This is a genomic window from Pseudomonas sp. MYb2 (assembly GCF_002979955.1).
Taxonomy (GTDB): domain Bacteria; phylum Pseudomonadota; class Gammaproteobacteria; order Pseudomonadales; family Pseudomonadaceae; genus Aquipseudomonas.
Genome location: NZ_PCQC01000001.1, coordinates 206,518 through 230,306, shown reverse-complemented (window position 1 = coordinate 230,306; position 23,789 = coordinate 206,518). Strand labels below are relative to the sequence as shown.

General features: G+C 59.1%; 18 protein-coding genes and 1 pseudogene. 6 read left to right on the top strand and 13 right to left on the bottom strand.

Features of this window, described 5'->3' with window-relative positions:
- Positions 1-24 precede the first annotated feature (24 nt).
- From CQ009_RS01135 to CQ009_RS01100, 8 genes and pseudogenes are all read right to left on the bottom strand, one after another.
- A complete protein-coding gene (locus CQ009_RS01135) occupies positions 25-1,569 on the bottom strand; it encodes an SUMF1/EgtB/PvdO family nonheme iron enzyme (protein ID WP_105704664.1) in 1,545 nt (514 codons plus the stop codon).
- Positions 1,559-2,782 carry an ABC transporter permease gene (locus CQ009_RS01130; RefSeq protein WP_105704663.1) on the bottom strand — a complete coding sequence of 408 codons (1,224 nt, stop codon included), beginning with the start codon at positions 2,780-2,782 and terminating at the stop codon, positions 1,559-1,561. The genes CQ009_RS01135 and CQ009_RS01130 overlap by 11 nt, the downstream gene beginning before the upstream one ends.
- Positions 2,766-3,407 (bottom strand): annotated as a pseudogene (locus CQ009_RS01125) (ABC transporter ATP-binding protein); the annotation flags it as partial. The gene CQ009_RS01130 and the pseudogene CQ009_RS01125, both read right to left, overlap by 17 nt.
- 85 nt (positions 3,408-3,492) lie before the next feature.
- Positions 3,493-5,484, bottom strand: a complete 1,992-nt coding sequence (locus CQ009_RS01120; protein ID WP_105704661.1) for a vWA domain-containing protein — start codon at positions 5,482-5,484, stop codon at positions 3,493-3,495.
- Positions 5,484-6,503, bottom strand: a complete 1,020-nt coding sequence (locus CQ009_RS01115; RefSeq protein WP_105704660.1) for a hypothetical protein — start codon at positions 6,501-6,503, stop codon at positions 5,484-5,486. Before CQ009_RS01115 ends, CQ009_RS01120 begins: the two co-directional genes overlap by 1 nt.
- A gap of 3 nt (positions 6,504-6,506) precedes the next feature.
- Positions 6,507-9,221: a putative virulence factor gene (locus CQ009_RS01110; RefSeq protein WP_105704659.1), complete on the bottom strand. Its 2,715-nt coding sequence runs from the start codon at positions 9,219-9,221 to the stop codon at positions 6,507-6,509.
- On the bottom strand, positions 9,218-12,277 hold the full coding sequence (locus tag CQ009_RS01105; RefSeq protein WP_105704658.1) for a virulence factor SrfB: 3,060 nt from the start codon (positions 12,275-12,277) through the stop codon (positions 9,218-9,220). Before CQ009_RS01105 ends, CQ009_RS01110 begins: the two co-directional genes overlap by 4 nt.
- A gap of 17 nt (positions 12,278-12,294) precedes the next feature.
- Positions 12,295-13,665 carry an SrfA family protein gene (locus CQ009_RS01100; protein ID WP_105704657.1) on the bottom strand — a complete coding sequence of 457 codons (1,371 nt, stop codon included), beginning with the start codon at positions 13,663-13,665 and terminating at the stop codon, positions 12,295-12,297.
- Positions 13,666-13,932: 267 nt separating this feature from the next.
- Here CQ009_RS01100 and CQ009_RS01095 point away from each other — a divergent pair, with 267 nt between their 5' ends.
- Positions 13,933-15,147 (top strand): aldose 1-epimerase family protein, encoded by a 1,215-nt coding sequence (locus tag CQ009_RS01095; protein WP_105704656.1) that lies wholly within the window; start codon positions 13,933-13,935, stop codon positions 15,145-15,147.
- Here the strand turns inward: CQ009_RS01095 and CQ009_RS01090 are convergent.
- The 3 genes from CQ009_RS01090 to CQ009_RS29910 all read right to left on the bottom strand — a co-directional run bounded on the left by CQ009_RS01090 (position 15,144) and on the right by CQ009_RS29910 (position 18,665).
- The gene (locus CQ009_RS01090; RefSeq protein ID WP_105704655.1) at positions 15,144-16,637 is read right to left on the bottom strand and encodes a YifB family Mg chelatase-like AAA ATPase; all 1,494 of its coding nucleotides are present in this window, start codon (positions 16,635-16,637) and stop codon (positions 15,144-15,146) included. The genes CQ009_RS01095 and CQ009_RS01090 overlap by 4 nt on opposite strands.
- A gap of 187 nt (positions 16,638-16,824) precedes the next feature.
- On the bottom strand, positions 16,825-18,450 hold the full coding sequence (locus CQ009_RS01085; protein WP_105704654.1) for an anti-phage dCTP deaminase: 1,626 nt from the start codon (positions 18,448-18,450) through the stop codon (positions 16,825-16,827).
- A gap of 41 nt (positions 18,451-18,491) precedes the next feature.
- Positions 18,492-18,665, bottom strand: a complete 174-nt coding sequence (locus tag CQ009_RS29910; protein ID WP_158260934.1) for a hypothetical protein — start codon at positions 18,663-18,665, stop codon at positions 18,492-18,494.
- Positions 18,666-19,086: 421 nt separating this feature from the next.
- On the opposite strand from CQ009_RS29910, the gene CQ009_RS01080 reads away from it, so the two are divergent.
- Complete coding sequence (locus CQ009_RS01080) at positions 19,087-19,356, top strand: HigA family addiction module antitoxin (protein WP_105704653.1); 270 nt, start codon at positions 19,087-19,089, stop codon at positions 19,354-19,356.
- On the opposite strand, the gene CQ009_RS01075 is transcribed toward CQ009_RS01080, so the two are convergent.
- A complete protein-coding gene (locus tag CQ009_RS01075) occupies positions 19,351-19,878 on the bottom strand; it encodes a Bro-N domain-containing protein (protein ID WP_105704652.1) in 528 nt (175 codons plus the stop codon). The two genes, CQ009_RS01080 and CQ009_RS01075, sit on opposite strands and share 6 nt — an antisense overlap.
- Before the next feature lie 359 nt (positions 19,879-20,237).
- The gene (locus tag CQ009_RS01070) at positions 20,238-20,498 is read right to left on the bottom strand and encodes an accessory factor UbiK family protein (RefSeq protein WP_008086041.1); all 261 of its coding nucleotides are present in this window, start codon (positions 20,496-20,498) and stop codon (positions 20,238-20,240) included.
- Between the two features lie 414 nt (positions 20,499-20,912).
- On the opposite strand from CQ009_RS01070, the gene glnK reads away from it, so the two are divergent.
- The 4 genes from glnK to sutA all read left to right on the top strand — a co-directional run bounded on the left by glnK (position 20,913) and on the right by sutA (position 23,698).
- The gene (glnK, locus tag CQ009_RS01065; protein ID WP_002555808.1) at positions 20,913-21,251 is read left to right on the top strand and encodes a P-II family nitrogen regulator; all 339 of its coding nucleotides are present in this window, start codon (positions 20,913-20,915) and stop codon (positions 21,249-21,251) included.
- A gap of 38 nt (positions 21,252-21,289) precedes the next feature.
- Positions 21,290-22,627 (top strand): ammonium transporter, encoded by a 1,338-nt coding sequence (locus CQ009_RS01060; protein WP_038359173.1) that lies wholly within the window; start codon positions 21,290-21,292, stop codon positions 22,625-22,627.
- A 216-nt stretch (positions 22,628-22,843) separates the two neighbouring features.
- Positions 22,844-23,269: a secondary thiamine-phosphate synthase enzyme YjbQ gene (locus CQ009_RS01055; protein WP_105704651.1), complete on the top strand. Its 426-nt coding sequence runs from the start codon at positions 22,844-22,846 to the stop codon at positions 23,267-23,269.
- A gap of 102 nt (positions 23,270-23,371) precedes the next feature.
- Positions 23,372-23,698 carry a transcriptional regulator SutA gene (gene sutA, locus CQ009_RS01050; RefSeq protein WP_007920420.1) on the top strand — a complete coding sequence of 109 codons (327 nt, stop codon included), beginning with the start codon at positions 23,372-23,374 and terminating at the stop codon, positions 23,696-23,698.
- Positions 23,699-23,789: the final 91 nt, after the last annotated feature.

Here is a 23,789-nt window from a genome sequence, read left to right as displayed (position 1 = left end):
TGATGACAGTGTTGTGGTGCGTTGTTATTGGGATACGGTTTTGCAGCTGCTGAGCCAGGCGTCGGTGTCGATCTTCTGCTTTTGCAGGAAGGTCTTCTGATTGGCCCAATGCGTGCGCAAATAAGGTTTAAGGTCTTGCAGCTGTTTATTGCGGGTGATGATTTCTTCCATCACCGGCACCTGTGCTTCAAGCAGCGGCTGGCCATACAACGTCGCCGATTCCACCAGGCTGCTGGCGTAGTAACGGCTGAGTTTGTGCAGGCGATCCTTCTGCTCGTCGAGCTTGCCCTTGCGCATGTCGCAACTGGCGTCCTTGTCGGCGGACTCGCAGTTGAGCTTGTAGTTTTTCTGCAGGAAATCCACGTACTGGCCGTCATCGAGCATCTTGGTGCAGAGGAACGCGCCGAGGTTGAGGCTGGCGCGAATTGCCTGATCGCGGGTTTCTTCCTGCTGCTGATTGCTCGCACGCAACTGGTTTTCCAGGGCCTGGAGTTTTTCCTTGAGCGCCTTGTCTTCGACGCCCGAGGCCAGATTATTCAGAGATTGCACCGTGCCTTTATCGGCCGATTCGGTTTCCTTGCTGCCGGTGCCGAGCTTCTTCCAGCTGCTTTCGATACTGGCGACGCGTTCACGCGATGTGAGGGTCGGTGAGACCATCACCAGACGCAGACCGGAGGTTTTGTTCTTCACCTGGCCCTCGGCGTTGTAGTACGGCTGTTCCTTGCGCAGCGCAGTGCGCAGGTCGGCCTGCGCGGTCAGGTAGTTACCGCCGCGCACCACATAACCGCCAGCCTGGCCGTGCTGGCGGTCGAGTTTGTTCAGACGAAACGGCTCGAACATCATCTCGTCGACGTTGCCGAGCATGTCGTGCAAGCCCAGAGGGTTGGGTTTTTGCAGGCCGGTCAGTTGCAGTTTGCCGTTGGACGACTGCGCGCCGGCGAACCACTCATAGGCGTTGATGCCTTCGGGCATCGGATAGTGCGTGTCGCGGAATTCCGCGGCGCCGACTTCCAGTCCGCCACGGGCGGCGAACTCCCACTCGACCTCGGTCGGCAAGCGCAGAAAGCCCAGGGCGCCGTCTTCTTTCGGCAACTTGTCGGCGGCGTTCTTGCGCAGCCACAGGTTGTACTTGTCGGCGGCATCGATGGCTTGCACCCAGCTCACGGCGACTTGCGGCAGGCGCAATTTGGTCGCGGCGGTGGGGCAGGTTTCTTCGGTCAGTGCGGCGTATTGCAGCTGACTCATCTCGTACTTGGCCATCAGGTAGTAACGGGATTTATCGCTCTTGCCGCCGGTAAAACTGCCGGCGATGAAGGTCGGCCGAGTCTGTTCGACATAGCCGTACTCGGCGCCGTCCTGACCGATGTTGATCGGGTAGTCATCGAGCGGCCCGGCGACCGGAATGAACACCTTGCGAAACACCATCGAGCCCTCGCACGGCATCGGCAGGACGACGTCGCTGGCCTCGGGCATCGGGTTGTAATACTTCTCTTCCCAGCCCGCCGCCGAGGCGTCGAGCAGGTAGCCCAGGCTCAGGGGCAACAGCAAGCCAAAACGTTTATAGCTCACGCAGACTCTCCGCAGGTTGGATGCTGATGGCTCGCACGGCGCCGATCACGGCCACCAGTGCAGCGACCAGAAAGGTCAGAAGCAGGGCAGCGAGGCCATGCCAGAAAGTGATGTGGCAAACGAACGTGCCGGTGGCCTGACTGCTGCCGAGCAAGTAGTCGAACAAATGGCTGCCGATGACGTAAAACCCCAACCCGCCGAGATAACCGGCGAGGCTCAGCAGCAGCGCCTGGGTGATCACGAAGCCGCCGACTGCCGCCCGGTTGAAACCCAGCAGGCGCAGTACCGCGAGGCTTTTGCGCTTGCGGTCGATGTTGGCGAGAAAGGCCCCGACCATCGACGCGACGCAGCCGATCAGCGCCGCCAAAGCAATCACGCCGAAGATCAAACCCAGTACATGGTTGATCGCTTTGACGTTGTCGATATCGGCCAGTCGGCTCGAGGTTTCGATGTGCTGTTCGTTGAGCCAGCGCTCCAGCGGTGCGACCTGATCGATGTCACGCGCATACACGCGGGCCCGGGCATACAGCGGTTGCAGATTGCCTTGCGGCTTGCCGGTGGCGATGCCGAACGCCGCGACCTGATAGCCGTCGCGAAAGCGTTCGAGATCCAGCAGCAGCGGCGGCGCGACAAAACCGGCGGCGCGACCGAAGCGTGCGCCATCCAGCACGGCGAGGACGCTCAAGCTGATTTCGCCGCGCTCGTTGACGCCTTCCAGCCGACGCAGCACCCGCAGTTGCACACGGTCACCAGCCTTGGCCTGCAAGCGTTGTGCGGCGCGGGCGCTGAGAATCACTTGATTGCCGAGCGGGTTGAATTGCGGCAGGTTCAGTTGCGGGTCGCCGGGTTCGGTGGCGATGATTTCCGCGCCTTCGACAAACTTTTGCAGGCCGACAAACAAGTCCGCCTGAGTATTCAGCGAGCGCGTCTGGCCGAGGGCAAATCCGGTTTCCGGGCGCTGGCGCAGGCGTTCGATCCAGGCGCTGTCGTAGTTGCCGTTGCTGAGCATCTTCACTTCAAGATTGCGCGGGTCACGCAGTAATTCATCCTGCAACTGGCTGACCACGCCGTGCTTGAGCCCGAACAACAGCAGCAGCGGCGCGATCACCGCCACCAGCGAGGCGGCGATGCACAGCGACACCTTGCGGTCGTGCCAGAGGTCTTGCAGGGCCAGCGTGGTCAGCAGGCGCAGGCGCTCAGTCCATCGGTTCAAACAGTGTCTCTCCCTGACGGCTGATGGCGCCGAGCCGTGGCAAACCGAAATCCTTGAGCAACGCCCAATCATGGGAAACCACCAGGGCGCTCAAGCCCATGCTCGAGACCAGGCTCAGCAACAATTCGAACAAGCGTCGGGCGCTGTGCGGATCGAGAGCGGCGGTCGGCTCATCCGCCAACAGCAGCAGCGGTTCATGGGCAATCGCGCGCACGCAGGCGACTCGCTGACGTTCACCGATCGACAAAGCCTGTGGCTTCTTATCCAGCAAACCCTGCAGGCGCAGCACCTCGACCGCGTGGTCGATGTGAGCGCTTTGTGCCCGCATCCCCAGCAAGCGACGTGGCAGGCTGATGTTGTCGCGCACACTCAGGAACGGCAGCAAGCCGCCACTTTGCAAAATGAAGCCCAAATCCCGCGAACGCACCGCCGCCAGCCCCGGCTGGTCATCGCTGGCCAGCAGGCGAGCAATGTCCTGCGCCGGTTGTGTGGCCGACGTTGTTTTGCCCAGGCGAAAGCGTTCGAGCTCGACCGGCGCGAGCAACAGGCCGATGGCTTCGAGCAGCGTGCTTTTGCCGCTGCCACTCTCGCCGGTGATGGCGAGGATTTCCCCGGCACCGACCTGCAATTGCGGCAGACGCACGTGATGCGCCAGTGCGCCCGCACCGCGGCGCACCAGCAGGTTCTTGATATCGAGCATCAGCGTCTCGTCAGGGCATCATTTCCAGAGGCACGGGATAAACGTTATCCCGCGCATCGCTGTCCTTGGCCAATGCCACCCAACGGTCGACGTCAGCGTTGTAGCGCTGGTAGTGGCGCAGTTTGGTGTTGAGCGTGCGGATGAATTTCTCTTGCGCCAGACCGTCCCAGCTCTTCCAGGTCTCTTCGTCGAGGTTCAACACTTCGCTCTGGTACGGCAGGTCTTCGAGGTACTCGCCGAGCACACCCATGTCCGCCAGTTTGGCATTGCCATTCTGTTTGAGCTGATTGGGGTCGGCGCCCATGGTCGCGGCGACCGAGCGCAGGCGATCGAACATTTCCGTCGGCGAAATCAGGCCTTCGTTGGCCGCGTCGAGGATCTGCTTCATCACATCGCTCAAGTCGCTGAGCTGGGATTTGGTCAGTAGCACGCGCACGTCGGTGGTCGGGATGTTCTGCTTGATCAGGTCGCGGTCGGTGATCCACGCCTTGAACACCGGCGGGGCCTTGCTGTTGGTCTTCTCGCCCAGATACGCCAGTTGCATGGCGTGGCCGATCAGGGCCGCATCGTCGAGCATCTTCTTCTCGGCCGGATCCTGCTTGGCGTTCGCCGCGCTGCCGATGGCATCTTCGCCCATGTAGGCGGCTTTTACCTGCGAGGTGATGGCGGCGGCGAGGGTGTCGACCTTGCGCCCGAACTCCTGAATGTCGCCAGCGTTCACCGGGTAGTAAAGCGAGGTGTTGGTGCCCGGGTACGTCGACAGGTTCTGGTACTGCGCTTCGGCTTTGGCGTGGTCTTTGATCCCCGCCGGCGTTTTCAGGTGCAGGGTGTAAATCGCCACGCCCGGATTGGTGGCTTCGAGGCGGACCTGGGCAGCGCTCAAACCGGTTTTCGACAGTTTGTCATCGCCTTCGATGGCGCCGGCATCGGTGATCAGTACCACGTAACGCGCGCCGAACTGGCTCCAGTCGACCTTGTCGATACTGTGCATCACACCGGCGTAGGCATCTTCGTCGAAACTGCTGCTGGAAACCTTGGCCTGCTTGAGGTCGGCGACCTTGGCGAGGAAGTCCGCGCTGTCCTTCACCTTGGTCGGGTCGGCGTACATCTTCGTGGTGTATTCCAGGCCCGGCACCGCATCGGTGCTGGAGCGGAAAGCAACGAGGCCGAACTTCACTTGTTTGCCGAGGTTCTGCGATTCGATCTGCTGATAGACCTTGCGGATCGCCTCACGGGTGCGGTCGATGTACGGGTCCATGGAGATCGTCGAGTCGATGACAAACACCACCGCCGCACTGAATTCCTTCAGTTGGCTGGTGGCCTTGTCTTCGGCTTCCTTGCCGCCGGACGCGCCGCCAGCAGCCACACCTTTGGTGTCTTTTGCCTCGGCTTTGCTGACCGATGCGACATTGAGCAGGCGCGTGCGGAAACCCGCTTCGGTCATGACTTCTTCGCCGCTGAGCACCGGCAGCAGGTAGAACTGCTTTTGCAGGTCGACGAAGTATTCAGGTTCTTCGGCCAGCACGCCGGGGGCCTGCTGGCCTTTCTTCAGCGTGGCCCGCAGTGGGGCGACTTTGCTCACCGGATCCGGCGCATCAAGGATACCTTCGACCGTGGTGCGTTCTTTGAAAAACAGCAGTCGGTCGCGGTTGGCCGGGTTGGTGAAGGCCAGGGTCAGCTGCATTTTCCAGTCAGTGGTGCAACTGGCGGGCAGCCAGCCGATGGTTTTGCCGTAACTGTCGGGGCCGACTTTCAGCCACTCGGCGTTGCTCGCCTGGGCGCGCTCGTAGACGTAGAAACGGCTGAACACCGGTTGCTCGTTGCCGGCCGCACCGCCCGCCGTCGGGCTGATCTTGCAGCCCGGGGTGGTGAGCACACGCTGGAACAGGGTTTTTTTGCCGGCCTGAATCAACGGTTTGTCATCGGCCTGGGCCAGCGAGCCGATGCACAGTGCGAGCAGCGCGGCACCGCTGAGCAGGAAACGATTGATGGAGGTGCGCATCACTTCTGCAACTCCTCGAAACGCTGCTTGGCTTCGGCATTATTCGGATCTTGCGTCAGGATCGTTTCGTACCAGTAAGCAGCGGTGGCGTTGTCCGCTGTAGGGAAGCAATCGCTGGCTTTGAGGTACTTCGGATCGTATTCATGGGCATAGGCGTTGGCGATCAGAGCGTCACCGGCCTGGGCGCGGTTGGCGTACAGACGCTGGGCGACACCGCAGTGTTTGCCAGCCTTGGCCTGGTTGATGATCTCCAGCAGCTTGGCGCTGTCGGGCGCGGCCTTGATGCAGGTCTGGACGAACGTCAGCTCGGGCAGGCTGTTCATGCTTTCCAGGGTGCAGGCCGCGGCATCGGCACTCGCCGGCGGCGTCGTGGCGACCGCCGGAGCGGCAGGTTCCGGGGCACGTTTCATCAGCCAGAAACCGACGGCTGCGGCGATCAGCAGCAACAGCACGATGAGCAGACCGATCAAACCTTTGTTGCTCTTCTTCACCGGTGCTGGCGGCGGGGTGTAGAGAGGCTCAGGGGTAATCGGCTCAGGTTCAACGGGCGCCTCGAGGTCAGGCAGTACCAGCTCAGGCAACTCGGGAATCTCGGGTTCCGGAGCTTTCGGCGTACTCAGTTGCGCAGCGCCGTAAGTCGAGCGGGTTTCACCGCCGGCGGTGGAAGGCAATAGCCCGACGCCCGGTCGAACCACACCAACGTCGGTATGCCCCGGCCCCTGCTCGCGCAGTTCGATGCGAAATTGCGAATTGGCGCCACCTTCCAGCAACGGGTCGACGACTTCCGGGCCAACCTGGGCTTCCAGTGCTTCACCGCTGGCGGCAACGTCGAAACGCGCCACCTGAAACCAGAACGGGTTGTTGCTCCAGACTTGTCCTTCCTGGAGATAGAAACTGTCCTGGTTACGCTGAATGGAAAACTCCAGCTGTTGCTCGGCGCCTGTCCATTTTTTTACGGTCAGGCAGGCACGGCCAGGGACATTGGGCTCTAACGCGAGCAGGTCGACACGAATTGGCATTGCTTATCTCGCTGCGAAAGCGGTGAGCACTTGGCCCAGCCGTTCGTTCTGTTCAGGGGTGATTTCGCGACCGGCACCATGGCCGGCGTTGTCCAGCGTGATGTAGGCCAGGCCCGAGAGCCAGTCGCCGAGAAACAGCTGCGCCTGATTCGACGGCTGTGCCGGCAGCACCGGAACTTGTCCCGGGCCGATGTCGGTATAGAACGAAAACAGCGGCGCCTTGGCACCGGCCCGACTGTTCGGGCGCTCGCTCACAGGTTTCTGGATGTAGCCAAACCAGGAAACGAAATCGCGCAGCACGCGCTGCACTTCCAGTACCTGGCGCTCGACCAGTTGATCGCGTCGCGCGCCGCTTTGCGCGCGTTTGAGTACGGCGCGGCTGAGTTGGCCCGGCAAATCATGGCGGTAGCCGGCGGTGATCAATTCATCGACCACGGCCTCGAGCAGCGCTTTTTCCAGACCCAGCAGGTTGAGCAGACTTTGCCGGGTGGTGAGTTCGCGCAAATGGGCGATCCAGGCTTTGAACGCCGCTTTGGCAAAGCGGTGTTCATTGCTTTGCAGTTCCGGCGCGGCGCTGCTGGTTTTGCTGCTAACGGGCGCACTGTCCTGCCCGAGGTCGCTGCCGAAGTCGAAATCGAAACCGGCGTCGTTGCCGTACAGGCTCTGGCTCGGCGGGGTGCTGACCGGCTCATCGCTGGCGGTCGGCTCTTCGTCAGTTTCGTAGACGCCGCTGAGGTACAGGTCGCGCACTTCTTCGCTGCTCATGTCGAGCTGATCGATCAACTCGCCGAGCACCGCCGGGCGTCGACCCAGACCGGACAGAATCATCTGCGCCTGGGCTTTCTTGGCCGCTGCCGCACCGTCACCGTCGGCGTGATACCACGTGCTGAGGCCGTGAGTGGTCAGGCCTTCGAGGCATTCGCCGAGCTGCTCGCGGATGCGCTGCAGTTTGAATTCGATGTTGGCCACGCCGGTGAAACTGCCGCTGAAGTGGCTGATACCACCGTCATCATCTTTGAGCATTTCCGCCCAGGCCTTGGCCGGGTTGGCGACGTGTTTGCACACCAGCGCGTTGCTGGCGAAGCTGCTGCCCAGCGCTTCGACGCGGCTTTGATAATTGCTATTGAGGCCGGTTTCGGCGCCACTGGCGTCCTGCACGATAAACGCCGCGTCCATCCGCGGTTTGCGCACCAGGAAGGTGTTCTGGAACGGCGTGCCGGCCCAGTCGTTCATCCAGTTGAGGCTGCCGAAGCGCTCGAGCATGGTCAGTTTGACCATGCCGTTCCAGCTCTCGTCGTATTGATCGGCGGTCAGGCTCAGCGAGTTGGTCACCCGCAGGTCGAGCATGGTCAGCGCCCAGATCAGTCCGGTCGCGCGTTTGCTGCGCTCAGCGGCATCGGCGCCCTGAGTCTTTTCGATCCAGCGTGTCAGCACCGGGCCGACGTCGTTGACGTCACTCTGCTTGGTCGAGCCGGTGCAGACCACCAGCGCGTTCATTTCCTGATTGTCGGTGTAGCGTTCGAACAGGTAGGCGACCTTGCCGCGCAGAATCAACTGCGAAACCGAGTTGTCCTTGGTCGCCGATTCCGGGTCGCTGGAGTCGGCAATCTCGTGAAGTTTCTTGCGTCCGCGATAACCGGGGAAGTCGAGCAGGTCGACCTGATTGACGATGTCGTCCGCCGGCGGCTCGATCAGGCCGAAGGTCATCTCGGCGGTTAACGCCGCCAGTTGCGCGACCGGAATGCCCTGACTGTTTTGCAGGCGTCCGCCGACTTGTGGGCGCACGTCGACCGGCAAATCCGCCGGGCTGCCGAAGCGCTCGAGAATGTCGACGTTCATGATGCTGTCGCGCTGGCTGTAGGTGTCGTTCTCGAACGTCACCAAGGCTTTCAGCGGCGCGAACACGGTCTCGGGCAGGCCGAGCTTGTGCAGCGCGCCGGACAGTTGTTGATACACGCGGGTCAGCTCGCGTTGCTCGCCCCAGAGAATGGCGAACAGCTCGGCACGCTCCTGATAATTCAGGCGTGGCGCCAGTTGCAGGGCTTTCGGCCAGTACAGGTGTTCGAGTTTTTTCACCGAGTTGCGGAAGTTGTCCCGCAGGTAATCCCACAGCGATACCAGATCGTCGGCGTTGACGCCCGGTTGCAGCGGCCCGTTTTCGCGGCCTTCGAACGGTTTCAGGACGCGCTGGATGCGTTCTTCGTCGATCTCGTAGGAAATCCGCTCAAGGTCGAAGTCCTTGAACCAGGAGTTGGCGAGAATCTTCGCCAGCTCGATTTCCTTGAACAGCGTCAGCTCCACCGGGAACTGTGGGTCCTGGCTCGGTGTGGCGCGACGACTGAAGCGCGTCACCAGACCGGTCGCTTCCTTGCCGCCACCGACCGGGTTGATGTGGCGGATGAAGTCCAGGCGCTGGCCACCGTAGTCGGTCTCCAGTTTGCCGTTCTGACCCGCCGCCAACGCTGAAATCAGGTAGGACTTGCCGGCCTGGGACAAACCGAAAAAGCCGATGGTCATCGGCGTGCAGGCCACGCGACCGAGGCTGTGAGCCAGGTTGCGGGCGCGATGCAGGCGGATGTTCAGGTTGTCGGCTTCGCTGTCCAGACGTGGCGCGTTGCCGCGCGTCTGGTCAATCCAGTCCAGTGCCTGACCGGCACCTTCGTAAACCGCAGCCCATTGGGCAGAGAGCTGGCGTTGCTCGGGGGTCAGGTCGTTCATTTGCGTTTCACACTTCCACTGTCGAGCCAGTACTTGGTCTCGCTCAGGCCGGCGTCGAGCATGGTGTTGAGTTCCAGCTCGAGGTCGCTGCGCGGGTTGAAGCTGACGTTGCTACTGTTGGATTCGATGGCCCGCACCGAGAGGCGGTCGCTGACCAGATCCTGTTTTTTCGTGTATTGGTCGGCGCTCTTCACCTCGAAGCGCACCTTGAGCAGCGGCGCGCTACCGTTTTCACCGATCGCACGGGAGAACTTCTCTCGCCCCGTCTTGGTGAAACGCAAGGTGTACAACGGCGAGGCCGACCAGCGATCGGCCGCCAATTGGCGGAAGCCCAGACGCAGATCGCCACGCATTTCCAGCTGTGGCGTGTCGGCGTCATCGCCCGCGCCGATTTCCGGCAACTTGATCTTGTAGTCTTCTGACTGGATGTCGCGGTACAGCACGTCGGCATCCTTGATCACATTGTTCAGGTCGATCACGCCAATGTGCTTGACCGTCGAGTACGGTTTCAGCGCCGAAGAGCGGAAGTAGAAGTTCGGCACGCTGTGGTTGGCGCACAGCAGGCAGAGCATGGCGCCGACCGATGCGGTACTTTTCGGGTCGTCGATGCGGCCGTTCTTGTGGAACGGGTACCAGCCGCCGGTGCGGTAATTCTGCAGGGCCAGAATGCGCCCCGGAGGCAGCGGCAAGACCTTGCGGATAAACGCCTGAATGCCCGGCAGGCGCGATGGCCGGCCCGTCAGCAGCAAGACGTCGCACGGGTACTGGGCGACCACTTCACACAGTGCACCGAGGATCTTGGTGATGTTGATCTGATCGTTGAGGAACGCGGCGTGCAGCTTTTGCAGATCGAAGCTGATCTGCGCTTCGTACAGATCGAAATTGCTCTGCCCGCCAACATCGCGGCGCACGGCGGCATTCACGTATTCGAGCACGGTCTGGCTGATCGCATGGTCGCCGAGCAACTGCCGATAGCTCTGCGGCGTGACTTCCTGCGGGACTTGCGGATCGTAGTGTTCGTAGGCCTTGAGCAACGCCAGGCCGAGGGGCGAGAACACTTGCAGGTTCAGTTGCTGGCGCAGGATCACGTCCTGCGCGCTGACCGATTCGTCGCCACACAGCCGTGACATCAACGAGTCCGGCGCTTTCACCCCGGCGTTCTGCAGGGCTTTTTCGAAGCTCGGCAGAATGAAGTCCTGAATCACGTCGAGCAGAATGTCGTCACCGGCCACTTTGAAACCGTCGCGAAAACGCTGCTCGGGCACGATGTGCACGTTGCTGCCGCTGCCGGTATTGCCGGCGCGGTCGAGGCGGTAATCGGTGATGACCAGGTCGGTGGTGCCGCCGCCGATATCGATGGTCGCCAGCGTGATGCGCTCGCGGTCGGTCTTGTCAGGCCGGGCGATGGTGTCGAAGAACTCCTCCGGGTGACCAGCGAAGTTCTCGTTGACCTCGGTGTACAGGTAGACCAACTGGCCGCAGGACGCTTCGTCCCATTCGACGCGAATGCTCGGGATCGGCGTGCGCGGGCTGACGCCTTCTTTTTCGTGTGGATCCTCTTCGCCGGCGTGCCAGCCGAGGCTTTTCCACACCAGGCCGATGGCCTGCAACATCCGCTCGTTGAGAATGCTGCGCTCGGCCTGGGGCATCCCCGGTGGCACGGTCAGGGTGATGCTGTTGAGCTGACGCGGCGAGCGAGTGTGGCCCTGACGCGAGCGCTGGGCCGGGCTGTTGATTTGCGACAGCGCCTGCGCCAGCACTTCGGCGAGCATGAAGGTCATCAGCGAACTGCGCGAATAACGCGGCATGAACACCGGCAAACGGTCATCTTCGTCGAGGCTGTAAAGCGCTTCGCCGGTTTCGTTGATCAGGTGTGAAAACGGCGCGGCAGTGGCGTAGGGCTCGTTGTCGGTCTTGACGTACGAGCAGTTGAAACGCCAGCCCGGCGCGTAAGCCTTTTCGTCCCACAGATAACGTTTCGGACTCGACAGGCCCGTCGAGCCTTCGGTGCCGCGACGGCGGCTGGCCAGACGTCCGGCCTCGTTACCGACGCGGGCGATCGTTGCCCACTGGAATGCGTCGTGCCGGCCACTTTTGACCGAGCAATGGTCTTTGCCGAAGTTCGCCTGGGCGAATTCGACACGGCTTTCGAACGGCTGGTTGTAGGTGTGTTCCGGGGTGATCAGGTCGCGCAGTTCCAGCACGTAGTTGTGCTTGAGCCCAGAGCCGGCCTGACCGTGGTTTTCGATGAGGATGCCGCAGGTACGCGAGTTGCCGACGTCGAGTACCAGATCGACCAGGATCGGCTGACCGTTGCTGTCGTTGGCGACCACTTTGAGCTCTGGAATATCGACTTTCGGCCGCGCCGTCGACTGCATCGCGGTTGACGGCTTGCCCAGCAGGCTCAGCACGTTGAGGTAATGCGCCAGGTGATGGTTGGCGCGAATGTCGATGTCGAGTTCTTCACGCGAGCGATGGCTGTTGCCCTCGTTGAACAGCTCGAGCAACCATTCGTTGACCCACGGCTGAGCGAGGAACCAGCGGGTCTCACTGGCCTTGGTCGCCAGTTTGAAAGACACGCCGGAGCTGATGTCTTCTTCGTTTGGCGCAAGGTAGGCGGTGCCGTCACGCTTGGGCATCACGCGGCTGTCGAAGGCCATGGTCAGGCGATGCGTATTGCCGTCGATGTCGGGCGAGTCGAGTTTGACCAGGCGCATGCGCGACCAGTTGCTCGGACCTTCGTCAAAGCGGTGCGGCGGCATGAAGCGGAAAAACGGGATCGGCAGCCAGACGCCGTTGAGCAGGTCGAGGCTGCTTTTCATGTCGAGGCTGAACGCCGGTTTGGCCTTCTCGATCTTTTCCGGTTCGGGCTCGTAGAAGTAGAAGTCTTTCTCTTCGTTGTACATCAACCGGCACACCAGCCCGCTGATCATCTGAGCGAACTCGCCCGCCGGTTCCTTGCGAGGGTCCAGGCGCAGGGCGAAATCCATGAACTGGATGCCGGTGTCGCTGACAAGCGTGACGGTGTCTTCGAACTGGGTGACTTCAGGCAACATTTCGCGTTATTCCGTGCTTATTCGCCCATCTGCCGCATGGACATGGGGAATTGATCTTTGCCATAACCGCCAGTGCAATCGGCGACCGTAGTCGCTCCCTTGCGGCAGTTGACCTTGGGCATGTCGTAGGTGCTGCCATCGCCGCAAACGGCCTGGCCCTGACTGTCGATGGCGAGGCTGCCGCCCTTCATGGAGGCGGCGACCGGGCCGCTGCATTTCGAGCCATCGGCCTGATGCACCGTCACTTCGCCCTTGCCGTCCTTGAACTGGTATTCCAGGCGCAGCGGTTTGCCGGTGCGGCGGTCTTGAATGCCAGCGCCAGCGCGGTATTGGCCATCGAGGAAATTGGCGGCGCCGTCAGCGGCATCGGGCGGAATGCTCAGGGCCGGGCCTGCTTTGGCTGCGGCGGCTTTGTCAGCTTCTGCCTGTGTTGGGGCAGGTGGCGCAGTCGGGTTTTGCGCAGCATTGGCAGGCGTTTCGGCCGCCGGATCCTGGCTCACGCCTGCGTTCTCTGCGGCTGGTTCGTTGCCGTCGAGCGCCGGGACTTCTGCCCCTTGTGTGCCCTCTGTACCGAGCACGGCTGCGCCGGTGTCGATGCCCGCGCCAGTGCCGGTCACCGGGACGCCATTGAGCGTGGTCGCGGTGCCGACGGGCAGTGGTTCAACCTGTCTTTCTACGGGCACGACGCCCTCGGGCAGCAAGTCGACGGCCACCAGTGGAATCGGTACACAGCCACGCAAACCGAGCAACAGCCACAACAGCAGCAACAGTAACGGCAGCAGCAACAGCCACCACCACCAGCGTCGCCACCATGGGCGCGTCACGACCGGAACCACCGGCGCGATCGGGGCCGCTACCGGCGCTGGCGTTTCGGGAGGCAAGGTGAAAACTGGCGGAACCTGATAGAGGCAGTGCAGCGGATCACGGTTGCGATCGGCGCCGGCGTGCTCGAAACCCCAGAAGGTCAGCACGGGTTTGCCTTGCACCAGATAAACGAAGTTTTCGTCGGGGAAATGGATGACGCGCTTGAGCAACTTGCCGAACACGGCTTTGTCGCCTTGCTGCGGCTCGTCCGAGTCAGTGCCGAGGAAACGCTGGCTCAATTCTTCGAGCGCAGTTTTCAAGGCTTCAAGTTGGCGACGGGCAGGCGCGCGCTCTTCTTCGGTCGCGCTGCTCCACGGGATCACATCACCGTCGAGGCCGCTGTACCAGTCGATCTGGTTGCCGAGTTCATCGCTCTGAGGAATGGCCAGGTGATCGACCAGGTCGGGATTCTTGCGGCGAATTGCTTCGCGCAACTGCAGCGCCGCCCGGTAAACCGGTTGGCCTGTTTCGCCCAAGGCAGTGAATGAACCGCTCTTACCGCTGCGTAGTAGTGCCCCGCGCATCCATACTCCATATGTTCCGTTGCGCAATGACAGGCGGAACTGCCTGTGCCTTGCTCCTGCATTTAGCTGGCGACCTTAATGTCATTATGATGTCGCCGTCAATCAGCCGATAGGCCAAAACCGAACGAGGCTAGCTGAAGAATGCCGACCGCGCTCGGGATTATTTTGCCAGTGACTGAAGGGCGGCATGGATAAGGGTTTTTTACGCTTGCTGAAACGATTCATCAGCGCTATAAAAAACCTACAAATCCAATAAAAGGCACGCTCATGACTTCGCTCAAACTCGCTGTTGCCCTCGCTACGATGGCGGCGGCTTCCCAGGCCATGGCTTGGGATTACGTCCTGCTCGACACCGACAAGCCCGCGCAAAACTGGTCCATTACCAGCGAGCAACTGGGCGTCAAAACCGACAAAGCCTTCTCCGTGACCCTACGCACCCTGCACGGCGGTCGACAGGAGGGTGTGAGCATTGTCGACATCGATAACGGCACGATGAAGCTCTCGGTGGTGCCGACCCGCGGCATGAATGTCTTGCAGGCCACGGTCGGCGCTGTGCGCATGGGCTGGGATTCGCCGGTCAAGGACGTGGTCAATCCGGCCTTTATCGAGCTCAATGGCCGTGGCGGTCTGGGTTGGCTGGAAGGCTTCAACGAGCTGGTGACCCGCTGTGGTTACGAATGGGTCGGTCATCCGGGCATGGACAACGGTGAGCTGCTGACCCTGCACGGTCGCGCCGCGAACATCCCGGCCAGCAAGGTCACCCTGCACATCGACGAAAAACCGCCGTACGCCATCAGCCTGCGTGGCGAGCTGAAAGAGCAGGCGTTCAAGAAGGTCGATTTCTCTGTAGTGACCGAACTGGTCACGGTGCCGGGCAGCACAGCGTTCGCGCTGAACGATTCGCTGACCAACAATGGCGACTATCCGAAGGAATATCAGGCGCTGTATCACAGTAACTTCAGTACGCCGTTTCTTGAGCAAGGCGCCCGGTTTGCGGCACCGGTCAAACAGGTCTCGCCGTTCAACGACAAGGCCAAGGGTGATCTGGCCGACTGGCAGACTTATCGCGCGCCGACCAAGGACTACGACGAAACCGTCTACAACGTCGTGCCCTATGCCGACGCCAAAGGCGAAACCCTGACTGTTCTGCATAACAAGGCCGGTAGCCTCGGTGTTTCTGTTGGCTTCAACACCCAGCAGTTGCCGGTGTTTTCCCTGTGGAAAAACACCGATACTCAAGGTCAGGGCTATGTCACCGGGCTGGAGCCGGGTACCAGCTTTTCTTATAACCGCCGCTATCAGCGTCCGCTGAATCTGGTGCCGACTATCGCACCCAAAGAACACAAACAGTTCCAGATCAGCTACAGCCTGCTCGCGGACAAAGGTGCTGTGGATAATGCCTTGAAGCGTGTGACCGAAATTCAGGCCGGACGCGACACCGAAGTGCGGCAGACGCCGCTGGTTGATCTGACCGAGCATTAAGGTGTCGCTGGCCGGTATTGCAGCGCTTCGGCCAAGTGTTCGCGTTTGATTGCATCGACTTGCTCAAGGTCTGCCAGTGTCCGGGCGACCTTGAGCAGGCGATGGGCCGAGCGTAGGGATAGCGTTAAACGCTCACAGGCCGACTCCAACCAGGCTTCGTCGGCTGTGGATAACTTGCAGTACTGCTTCAAACCCGGCAGATCGAGAAACGCATTGGCACAGCCTTGGCGCTTTTGCTGGCGCTCCCGCGCCTCGGCCACCAATGCGGCAGCGCTGGCGCTGTCCTCGCCGGGCTTAATCGCAGGATTCAGCGCCGTGGCTTCCCGCGCCACTGTAAGGTGCAAATCGATCCGGTCCAGCAGCGGCCCCGACAGCTTGTTGCGGTAGCGCTGCACCATGTCTGGTGTGCACGAACACTTGCCGCTCGGCTCGCCAAGATATCCACAGGGGCAGGGGTTCATTGCTGCGACCAATTGGAAACGTGCCGGAAAGCGCACGCGATCCTTGGCTCGGGAAATCACGATGTGCCCTGACTCCAAAGGCTCGCGTAAAACCTCCAATACCTTGCGATCAAATTCCGGCAGCTCATCGAGAAACAGCACGCCGTGATGGGCGAGGGTGATTTCGCCGGGTTGTGGTTTCGAGCTGCCACCAACGAGTGCCGGCCCTGATGCCGAGTGGTGCGGTTGACGGAAGGGGCGCTGCGGCCAATGGGTCAGCGGGGCGCCACTGGCGACTGACTGAATCGCCGCCACCTCCAGTGCTTCACTCTCGGCCAGCGGCGGCAACAGCCCCGGCAGGCGACTCGCCAACAATGTCTTGCCCGTCCCCGGCGGCCCGCTGAACAACAAGTTATGGGCACCCGCAGCAGCAATCAGCAACGCTCGTTTGGCCGCTACTTGCCCTTGCACTTCATTCAAGTCGGGATAAGGCTTGCTGGCGTGCATCAATCCATCGGATACATAGGGCTCAACCGGCGTATGCCCATTGAAATGCGCCACCGCCTCGAGCAGATGATCCACCGCAAACACCTTCAACCCCGAAGCCAGGCAGGCCTCCTCGGCATTCGCTCGCGGCACCACCAGCGCACGCCCCGCCTTGCGCGCCGCCAATGCTGCCGGCAACACCCCGCGCACCGCCCTTACTGCGCCGGACAATGCCAACTCTCCCAGACATTCCACATCATCCAGCGTCAGACACGGCACCTGCACACTCGCCGACAGAATTCCCAAGGCAATCGCCAGATCAAACCGCCCGCCATCCTTGGGCAGATCCGCCGGCGCCAGATTCAAGGTGATCCGCCGCGCCGGAAACTGCAGCCCGGAGTTGATGATCGCACTGCGCACTCGATCCTTGCTCTCCTTCACCGCTGCCTCGGGCAGGCCGACCATGGTCAGCGACGGCAGACCGTTGGCCAGATGGACTTCGACGGTGACAGCGGGGGCTTCCACGCCAATCTGGGCGCGACTGTGGACGATGGAGAGGGACATGGTCGTTCCTTGAGCTGAATCGGGGAGCCGCTTCCTGCGGGTTTTTGAAGGATAGTTGGGCGGGGGGCATTTGGCGGGAGATTACGAGGGTAAATATAAACCAAATATTACTTGGGTTTGTTTTAGAAAACGGGAAGTGTTTAAGTTTGAAGTAGAAGATGGAGAGATATTCTCACCATCTTCATTTTCAAGCCGCTCTTGGAGGTGTGGGAGGGGGCGGCGGTGGCGGAATATCTATTGGGGGAATTGGTGGCGGTGTTAGTGTAGGGGGGGAAACCTTAGACATAAGATCCTGAACAACTTTACCCTCGATAGTTTGATAGGGGTCAAGGTACTCTGTTCCAATGTGGGTTGCGTCTGTTTTGATGATATCAATTGCCGTTCCTGAGCTGTCCTTCCTATTGCCGCGAGCTATGAAAAATGATGCGTATTTGCTAGGCGCTACACCTGAAAATGTTTCAAACAAAGTTTTTCCAATATGGTTTTCATCGGTTGTAATCGCATCTTCATGGAGGTCTAAGGCAAGGCTTTTTTCATAAGGTTCAATGTAGACTACACGTTTGATTCCCGCTGCGATAATATGCCTGGCGCAGTTGTGGCATGGAAACGTAGTCGTATAAAGAACGCAGGAGTCAGTAGAGTTTCCTTGCGAGCGCGCGAGTCCTAATATAGCTTCCATTTCAGCATGAATAGCTCTAGAGAATTCAATAATGGATCCTGCTCTAGTTTCTTTTTGGATGAGTTTTGCTAGCTCGTCCTTTACATCATCGGTCACAGTTATTTTCTGGCTAACAATTTTCACAATATCTTGGATCAGTGCTGACTTATGAATGTCGTTGTAGCATTTTCCCCCATGATAAATGCATCTCTGATCATTTGTTGAGTCGGAAGTGTAGAGGCCACCACCAAATTTCGGTACATCATTCCACCCTAAAGAAATTACATTGCCCTCTTTATTTGCTATTGCGGCACCCACTTGTCTACTTAAACAGGCGGACTTTAACGATGCGGAATAAGCGGCGTACATTCCTGACTCGTCTTTAGTAGGTGTAACTCCATTCTTTCCATGGACTAGAGCAACGAAACGTTGACAGGGGTGTAACAGATTTGAAATGGAATCCTGATTATTTCGGATAAAATAATCGGCAAGTTGGACTGTTTTCTCTAATTTTTGCCCATAAGAGGTTCGTAATTCGTCCCTGTCCCGATCTATCAAAAACTGTGCGTCATGACCAGGTATGCGCTCAGTCCTTGTTAAGTAGTTAAATCTGACATTCTGGGGGCTTAAAACGCCAATTAGATAAAATATATTTCCATAAACGAGCTTGAAAAGTTCAGCTTCTTCGGGATGTTTTAGCTGGTCGACTATGTAGACGGTTTTTGGTGGTTTTTCTACATCATTTTTGCGCATAGCAATGTCGCGGTTGGCGGCTACTTTTGCCATGGCGAGTGCTGCTAGTATTTTGGAATCGAAGCGTTGGCGTAAGTCATTGCCAAGATCTTGTAGTGTTGTATATCGCTCTTTTCCTAGTGAAGGGCTTAAAGATAATTTTGAGAGTCTCGAAGGTAATCCGTTCTCTCTGTAATAGTCTTTAATTATATCGCTAATCTTAATGTGTTCAGTTAGGTAGCCGTATTCTTCAAACTGAGCCCGAATAGTTCGTATTACATCGGCTAGGTTGCAGCCAACAGGGCCGCAGAATGCAATAACTATTTCGTCGCTACGACGACCTTCTATGCGCTCCCCAATTGTTCGCATGTTTGAATGGCTGTCACTGCTTTGAGGATAATTTTCCTTGGGGACTGCTGACATTTTTCGCGCCTTTCCTTGCGCGAGCAAGAGTAGCTGGCGGGTTACCAGTCAACTTTTTGCGCGCGAGCCAAAATATTATTTATTGCTTTTTTATATTCATCGTCGGCTTTTTTTTCTTTGAAAGCAGCGAAGCCGATAATGTTGGAGCTCTGATTGTTGTCCAGACGTGGCGATTTATCATTTTGATAAATTTTTGTGTCATCAGATCTCTTCATTTCGTTTCCCTTCCTCTCAATGCATACGAGGTTTGACTTTAAAAATCGGTGCATTCTACAGTCAATAATCACGAAATCAACGACTTTGCAAGCCATAGATTAGCTTGTGATGGAGTGATGGCAAGCTGATTGGATAAATTGACATTTGCATGGTGAAGCACCGCGAAATTTGAAGCCTGCCAGCTTTATGTGCTGCTTGAATCTGATTCGTAGCGCTCTGGAAGGCTCATTGGGAGATTCGCTGGGACTCGGTCAAATCATAGGATAATGAAGGGGGGAGTAGAATCAGGCGCAAGAGCTAATACTTGTAGGATCATGCCCAAATAGCTGAAGGACCTTGGCGAAAAGGGGCGGAGAGTCATTGTCTCATCGCACCCAATGCTCCAGTTTGGCCACTCAACGCAGCCTCTGGAGGCGAAAAATGGATCGCAATGGTATGCGCCCGATTCATCCGGGCGAGGTTCTGAATAAGGAATTCATGGAGCCGTTGGGCATGACCGTCATGGATCTGGTCATGCCCACGAACTGGCCCGAACGTGAGATCGAAAAGCTTGTGATATGCCAGCTCAGAATCTGCGCCGATCTGGCAATCAGCCTTGCCACTCATCTCAACACTACGCCTGAGTTCTGGATGAATCTCCAATCGACTTACGATTTGCGCAGGGCCCAGCTCCGGCATGTGGGTTTATAGCGATTGCAGCATCCGCGAAGCCCTTTTCCACCATGGCCCCGTCATTGGGCGCTTGGTCTGCTCCCGTTCCACCATCATCAGCGGCACATCCTGCAACCGTATCCACGGCTGATTATTCCAGTGCAACAAACTCAACGTCATGTCCGGCCAACTGAGCAAGCTGAGGTGTGGGCGTTCGCTTGTGGTGGGGTGTTGGGCGTCGCGCAGGGTGGGTATGACTTGGTGGGTGAGCCATTCGCGCAGCGCTCGGTATTCGGGGCAGTAGTGGTAGACGAGGAGGGCGTAGATGCCTGATTCGCTTATCAGCAGGGTGTTTTCGATCTGGTTGTGGATCAAGGTTTTGTGGGTTTCGTATTGGTCGGGGTCGAGTTTTCGCAGCATGCGTTCGTTGAGGTAGATGTGCAGCAGGCGGCTCAGGTCTCGGGCGCAGAACCAGGGTTGGTTCTGGATGAGGAGGGCGTGGAGGGGGAGTTTGTGGCGGGTGAAGATGTGCGGGGTCAGATAAGTCTCTTCTTGATTCATTGAGCAGTTCCTCTTGCTTAAGGGGCTGCCCTCAATCGTCGCCAAACGATTGGGTGGCAGTTGTACGCGGGTTGGCGAACCGGAGCAAAAGGAACCCGGCAGACCCGAAGGTCTCCCACGCACAACCGCCATGAAACGATGTGGCGGTAAATGTAGCCGCCATCATGGTTGTCGTGCGCCTTAAGCTGTTCGGGTCGCCAAACCCGGTGCTGAACATTCAGCATCGGGTGAGCTTAGAAACCTGGGCTTTTCGGCGCAATCGGACGGCGGTGGTGCAGGTTGTAGGACGTTGCCGGGATGGTTGAAGGGCTTGAGATCAAAAGATCGCAGCCTTCGGCAGCTCCTACATAGGGCGCGGATTATTCAGCGGGCGGTGTCAGCTTGGCTTCCATCTCGGCGACTTTGGCTTCGAGGCTTTCGAGGCGTGCCCGAGTGCGCGCCAACACAACCATCTGGCTATCAAACTCTTCACGGCTGACCAGGTCCAGTTTGCTGAAGGCACTTTGCAGCAGCATCTTGAACTGGCTTTCGATTTCGGCTTTCGGCAGCGGGGTGTCGCCGTTGAACAGGCGGGAGGCGGTGCCGCTCAGGGCGTCGAGGAAGTCTTTGGGCGCGAGCATGGTGGATGTCCTGGAAACAATGGCCGGCAGTGTATCACGCAGTGTCTATAGTCAATCCCGTGGTCAGGGATGCACGCTTTTCGCGCAGGCGGACGGACGGCGACGCACCGTTGTTGTGCGTATCCGCTGGGCCTTTCGCACGGGATGGCTTGCAGCAGCGGCCAAGGGCTTGAAATCAGGGGATTTTGGCGAGATGGCAAGGTTTCTGCTTAGTCACCTTCGACCCATGCACTGATGCAGTCGCTGTGACGAATGCAGTGCGGCAGACGAAGCGGGGAGTTTCGTCGGCAGCGGTTAGCTGGCGTCAGTCGGGCAGGTACGGCCGACGATGCGTTACAAAGCCAGGCACTGCGCTTAGACTTGAGTCGGGTTTGTTTTCCTGGGGCAAGTCCACCAATTCGGGAGAGAGTTTTCATGAAGCTAGTCACTGCCATCATCAAGCCGTTCAAGTTGGACGACGTGCGCGAGTCGCTGTCCGAAATCGGCGTGCAGGGCATTACCGTTACTGAAGTCAAAGGCTTCGGCCGGCAGAAGGGTCACACCGAGCTGTATCGCGGCGCGGAATATGTGGTCGATTTTCTGCCCAAGGTGAAAATCGACGTGGCCATCGACGACAAGGATCTGGATCGGGTTATCGAGGCGATAACCAAAGCGGCCAACACCGGCAAGATCGGTGACGGCAAGATCTTCGTGGTCAATCTGGAACAGGCGATTCGCATCCGTACCGGCGAAACCGATACCGACGCGATTTAAACGCCGCCACAAACCCCAACGCCCCAGGAGAAAACAATATGACTCTGCGTAAATTCGCAGGGCTAGGAGCCCTGTTGTCTATCGTAATGCCAAGCCTTGCAATGGCGGCAGACGAAGTGGCGGCCCCGGTCCTCAATTCCGGCGACACGGCCTGGATGCTCACCTCGACGGCACTTGTGCTGTTCATGACCATCCCCGGCCTGGCGCTGTTCTACGGCGGCATGGTTCGCTCGAAAAACATTCTTTCCGTGATGATGCAGTGCTTCGCCATTACCGGTCTGATCAGCATCCTGTGGGTCATTTATGGCTACAGCATTGCGTTCGACACCACCGGCATGGAGCAGGGCGTTGTCAATTTCAACTCGTTCTTCGGCGGCATGGGCAAGGCGTTCCTCGCCGGTGTCACGCCTTCGAGCCTGACCGGTCCTGCGGCGTTGTTCCCTGAGGCGGTGTTCATCACCTTCCAGATGACCTTCGCGATCATCACCCCGGCGCTGATCGTCGGTGCGTTCGCCGAGCGGATGAAGTTCTCCGCGATGCTGATCTTCATGGCTATCTGGTTCACCCTGGTTTATGCACCGATCGCGCACATGGTCTGGTCCGGCAACGGCGGCCTGATGTGGGACTGGGGCGTGCTCGACTTCGCGGGCGGCACCGTGGTGCACATCAACGCCGGTGTGGCCGGCCTGATTGCCTGCCTGGTGTTGGGCAAGCGTAAAGGCTTCCCGACCACCCCGATGGCTCCGCACAATCTCGGTTACACCCTGATGGGCGCAGCGATGCTGTGGGTCGGCTGGTTCGGCTTCAACGCCGGTTCCGCTGCGGCGGCCAACGGCACCGCCGGCATGGCGATGCTGGTCACTCAAATCGCTACCGCTGCGGCCGCGCTGGGCTGGATGTTTGCCGAGTGGGTCACCCACGGCAAGCCAAGCGCACTGGGCATCGCCTCGGGTGTGGTTGCCGGGCTGGTGGCAATCACTCCGGCAGCCGGCACCGTGGGCCCGATGGGCGCGCTGGTGATCGGTCTGGCGGCAGGCGTGGTGTGCTTCTTCTGCGCCACCACCCTGAAACGCAAACTCGGTTATGACGATTCCCTGGACGCGTTCGGCGTGCACGGTATCGGCGGTATCCTCGGTGCGATTCTGACCGGTGTGTTTGCAGCTCCCGCTCTGGGTGGCTTCGGCACCGTGACTGATATCGGTGCGCAAGTGTGGATTCAGGTCAAAGGCGTGGGCTTCACGGTGATCTACACCGCGATCGTCACCTTTATCATCCTCAAAGTCCTGGACGCCGTGATGGGTCTGCGTGTGACCGAGGAAGAAGAGTCGGTCGGTCTCGATCTGGCACAACACAACGAACGCGGCTACAACCTGTAAGTACGCGCATCAAAAAAACTTGCCCGGTTCGCCGGGCATTTTTTTGTCTGGAATTTGTCATTGAGAGAGAAGCTGAAAGGATTTTTCGTACGTCTTTAGTCGTGTTTACGACGGGCGTTTTTCACCGGCCAATGGCTTACATCATTGAGCGAATATTAGGGCCTTTGTTTTTTCCCAGAGCGCGCTAGAATGCGCCCCGAACGTGCGGAGAACTGTATGTGGCAACAGACTCTGATAACCCTGCGGGCACGGCCCCGGGGCTTTCATCTGGTAACGGACGAGTTGATCAAAGGGCTGCCTGAACTCAGGGAGTGCCGGGTCGGTCTGTTGCATTTGTGGCTGCAGCATACCTCGGCGTCGTTGACCATCAACGAGAACGCCGATCCGGCGGTCCGTCGCGACTTCGAACGATTTTTCAATCGTCTGATCCCACAAGGAACAGACGGCTATGAGCATAACGACGAAGGCCTGGACGACCTCCCGGCGCACTTCAAGGCCAGCGTGCTTGGTTGCCAGGTCAGTCTGCCGGTTTCGGCAGGCCGTCTGGCACTGGGGACCTGGCAAGGCGTTTATCTGGGCGAGCACCGTGATCATGGCGGTGCTCGAAAAGTCCTCGCCACCTTGCACGGTGATGGGGCGTAAACCGTTGGTCATCAATGGTTACTGATTTTTTAACGGCGACTTTCGACAGTTGCCAAAGCTGGTCTATAACTAATCTGCTTTTCGCAAGTCATGAGGTAGAACATGAGCGACGATGATCTGGAAAACGACGACCTCGAAGTAGGCGACGAAGACGAGGCCGAGGAAGGCTTGGAAGCGGCAGCGGAAGACGTTGCCGATGACGATGGCGGCGACGATACGCCGGCCCCGGCTGCCAAAGGCAAAGCCAAGGCTGCGGTGTCGGTAGACGAGTTGCCGAGCATTGAAGCCAAGAACAAGGAGCGCGACGCCCTGGCCAAGGCCATGGAAGAATTCCTGTCTCGCGGCGGCAAGGTTCAGGAAGTGGAGGCCAATGTGGTCGCCGATCCTCCGAAGAAGCCGGACAACAAGTACGGTAGCCGCCCTATCTGAGGCGTGCCGCTTGCTTGCTGAAAAAGCCCGCCGTCGCTGCGGGCTTTTTCATGCCTGAAACTCCGCAAGCGCCACGATCCCCCTGTAGGAG

What these genes read in the sequence shown, in the direction of transcription:
- CQ009_RS01120 (WP_105704661.1), bottom strand. Translation starts at nt 5,484, where the DNA reads ATGCGCACCTCCATCAATCGTTTCCTGCTCAGCGGTGCCGCGCTGCTC.
- CQ009_RS01115 (WP_105704660.1), bottom strand. Translation starts at nt 6,503, where the DNA reads ATGCCAATTCGTGTCGACCTGCTCGCGTTAGAGCCCAATGTCCCTGGC.
- CQ009_RS01110 (WP_105704659.1), bottom strand. Translation starts at nt 9,221, where the DNA reads ATGAACGACCTGACCCCCGAGCAACGCCAGCTCTCTGCCCAATGGGCT.
- CQ009_RS01105 (WP_105704658.1), bottom strand. Translation starts at nt 12,277, where the DNA reads ATGTTGCCTGAAGTCACCCAGTTCGAAGACACCGTCACGCTTGTCAGC.
- CQ009_RS01100 (WP_105704657.1), bottom strand. Translation starts at nt 13,665, where the DNA reads ATGCGCGGGGCACTACTACGCAGCGGTAAGAGCGGTTCATTCACTGCC.
- CQ009_RS01095 (WP_105704656.1), top strand. Translation starts at nt 13,933, where the DNA reads ATGACTTCGCTCAAACTCGCTGTTGCCCTCGCTACGATGGCGGCGGCT.
- CQ009_RS01090 (WP_105704655.1), bottom strand. Translation starts at nt 16,637, where the DNA reads ATGTCCCTCTCCATCGTCCACAGTCGCGCCCAGATTGGCGTGGAAGCC.
- CQ009_RS01085 (WP_105704654.1), bottom strand. Translation starts at nt 18,450, where the DNA reads ATGTCAGCAGTCCCCAAGGAAAATTATCCTCAAAGCAGTGACAGCCAT.
- CQ009_RS29910 (WP_158260934.1), bottom strand. Translation starts at nt 18,665, where the DNA reads ATGAAGAGATCTGATGACACAAAAATTTATCAAAATGATAAATCGCCA.
- CQ009_RS01080 (WP_105704653.1), top strand. Translation starts at nt 19,087, where the DNA reads ATGGATCGCAATGGTATGCGCCCGATTCATCCGGGCGAGGTTCTGAAT.
- CQ009_RS01075 (WP_105704652.1), bottom strand. Translation starts at nt 19,878, where the DNA reads ATGAATCAAGAAGAGACTTATCTGACCCCGCACATCTTCACCCGCCAC.
- CQ009_RS01070 (WP_008086041.1), bottom strand. Translation starts at nt 20,498, where the DNA reads ATGCTCGCGCCCAAAGACTTCCTCGACGCCCTGAGCGGCACCGCCTCC.
- glnK (WP_002555808.1), top strand. Translation starts at nt 20,913, where the DNA reads ATGAAGCTAGTCACTGCCATCATCAAGCCGTTCAAGTTGGACGACGTG.
- CQ009_RS01060 (WP_038359173.1), top strand. Translation starts at nt 21,290, where the DNA reads ATGACTCTGCGTAAATTCGCAGGGCTAGGAGCCCTGTTGTCTATCGTA.
- CQ009_RS01055 (WP_105704651.1), top strand. Translation starts at nt 22,844, where the DNA reads ATGTGGCAACAGACTCTGATAACCCTGCGGGCACGGCCCCGGGGCTTT.
- sutA (WP_007920420.1), top strand. Translation starts at nt 23,372, where the DNA reads ATGAGCGACGATGATCTGGAAAACGACGACCTCGAAGTAGGCGACGAA.